This window comes from Microcystis sp. M53603_WE2, assembly GCF_030065435.1.
In genome coordinates, this window is sequence record NZ_JASJFF010000968.1 from 1 (window position 1) to 2,170 (window position 2,170).

The 2,170-nt window shown below is 48.5% G+C and carries 1 protein-coding gene; it reads right to left on the reverse strand.

The features are described 5' to 3' along the window. On the reverse strand, window positions 1-2,170 hold a 2,170-nt coding region (locus PX481_RS20480; RefSeq protein WP_288095705.1), incomplete at both ends, for a glutamate synthase-related protein.

Genomic DNA, 2,170 nt, shown 5'->3' on the forward strand with positions numbered 1-2,170 from the left:
CGTTTTGGGGCGGTACGATGACAATTTCGCCGCCGTAGATGCCTTTACCCACATAATCGTTAGCTTCTCCCTCTAAATGGAGATTGACACCGGGTAAATTAAATGCTCCGAAACTTTGACCAGCTGCGCCCTGGAAATTGAGCTTAATTTCGCCTTCAAAGCCATCATTACCGTATTTTTGGGCAATTACCCCCGCAATTCTCGCCCCGACAGAGCGATCGGTATTGACAATCCTGTAGGTTTTGCTGACGGTTCCCTGTTGCTCGATCGCCTGTTTAATCTCGCTATCGGCTAGAATATCGTCATCGAGAACAGCACCGTTACTATGTACTTCCTCGTGCTGCAACCAAGAGCGATCGCCGCGGCCATCGGGTAAATTCAACAAACAATCGAGATTGAGGGATTCTGTCTTAGTTAAACGAGCATCGGAGCGCACTTTTAACAGATCTGCCCGGCCAATCACCTCATTTAAACTGTGATAGCCTAATTTCGCCAATAATTGCCGCGTTTCCTCGGCCACCAAAGTAAAGAAATTGACCACATGAGCGGGAATTCCAGGAAAACGAGTGCGGAGACGTTCCTGCTGGGTAGCGACTCCCACAGGGCAATTATTCGTGTGACAGACGCGGGCCATGATACACCCCTCGGCAATCATGGAAATGGAACCAAAACCGAATTCCTCCGCACCCATGAGAGCAGCCATGAGGATATCCCAACCGGTTTTCAGTCCCCCATCTGCGCGCAAAATCACCCGATGACGCAGTTGATTTTCCATTAACATCCGATGCACTTCCGTCACTCCCAATTCCCAGGGACTACCCGCGTGTTTGATCGAACTTAGGGGTGATGCACCTGTACCACCATCGTGGCCAGAAATCTGGATAATATCAGCGTTAGCTTTGGCAACTCCGGCCGCAATTGTGCCGATACCGATCTCGGCCACTAATTTGACGGAAACTTTGGCCCGGGGGTTAATTTGGTGTAAATCGTAGATTAATTGCGCTAAATCTTCGATCGAGTAGATATCGTGGTGAGGAGGGGGAGAAATCAAAGTTACTCCCGGTTTTGATCGCCGTAACATGGCAATATAGGAACTGACTTTTTTCCCGGGTAATTGACCTCCTTCTCCCGGTTTTGCTCCTTGGGCCATTTTAATCTCTAGCTGTTTTCCACTCATTAAGTATTCGGGAGTGACTCCAAAACGACCCGAAGCTATCTGTTTAATGGCAGAATTAGCCGTATCACCGTTTTTTAAGCCGTTTAGATGGGGCATAGTCACGGAATGTCCTTCTGCATCCACATCGCTTAAGCTGGTGTAACGGATCGGATCTTCTCCCCCTTCTCCGGAATTGGACTTACCTCCGATGCGATTCATGGCGATCGCTAGGGTTTCGTGTGCTTCCCGGCCCAAGGCACCGAGGGACATTCCCCCTGTGCAGAAGCGTTGCAGGATACTTTCGATCGATTCTACTGCTTCGAGGGGAATTGAAGCTCGATCGCTGTTAAATTCTAATAAATCGCGTAAAGCGGTGACAGGTCTTTGCTGCAAGATTTGACGATAGGTTTCGTAATGGTCATATCCTTCACCTTGGGAGTGAGCGGCCACGGCTTTATGGAGTGCTTTCGCCATTTCCGGGGAATTCATGTGGTATTCTCCCCCTGGACGGTAGTTGACAAAACCGTAGTTTTCTAGTTTTTTAGCGGTAAGATTGGGGAAAGCTTTGCTGTGGAATGCGATCGCTTCTTGGGCCACTTCAGCAATGCTTAAACCCCCGACGCGACTGGTAGTACCGTTAAAAGCTAGTTTAACTAAATCTGCCGATAATCCGATCGCCTCGAAAATTTGCGCCCCATGGTAGGAAGATAGGAGAGAAATACCCATTTTCGAGAGGATTTTCAGTAATCCTGCTTCTACGGATTTGCGGTAATTAATTAGGGCTTTTTCGAGGCTAATAGCTTCTAATTTGCCATTTTCCATCAATTTCTGAGTTTTTGGCTCGATCCACCACTGGGCGATCGTTTCTAACGCAAGATAGGGACAGACTGCGGAAGCGCCATAACCAATTAGACAAGCGAAGTGATGGGTACTCCAACATTGGGCCGTGTCGATCACGATGGAAGCTTTTAAACGCAAGTGTGAGCGAATCAGGTGATGATGGACGGCACCAAC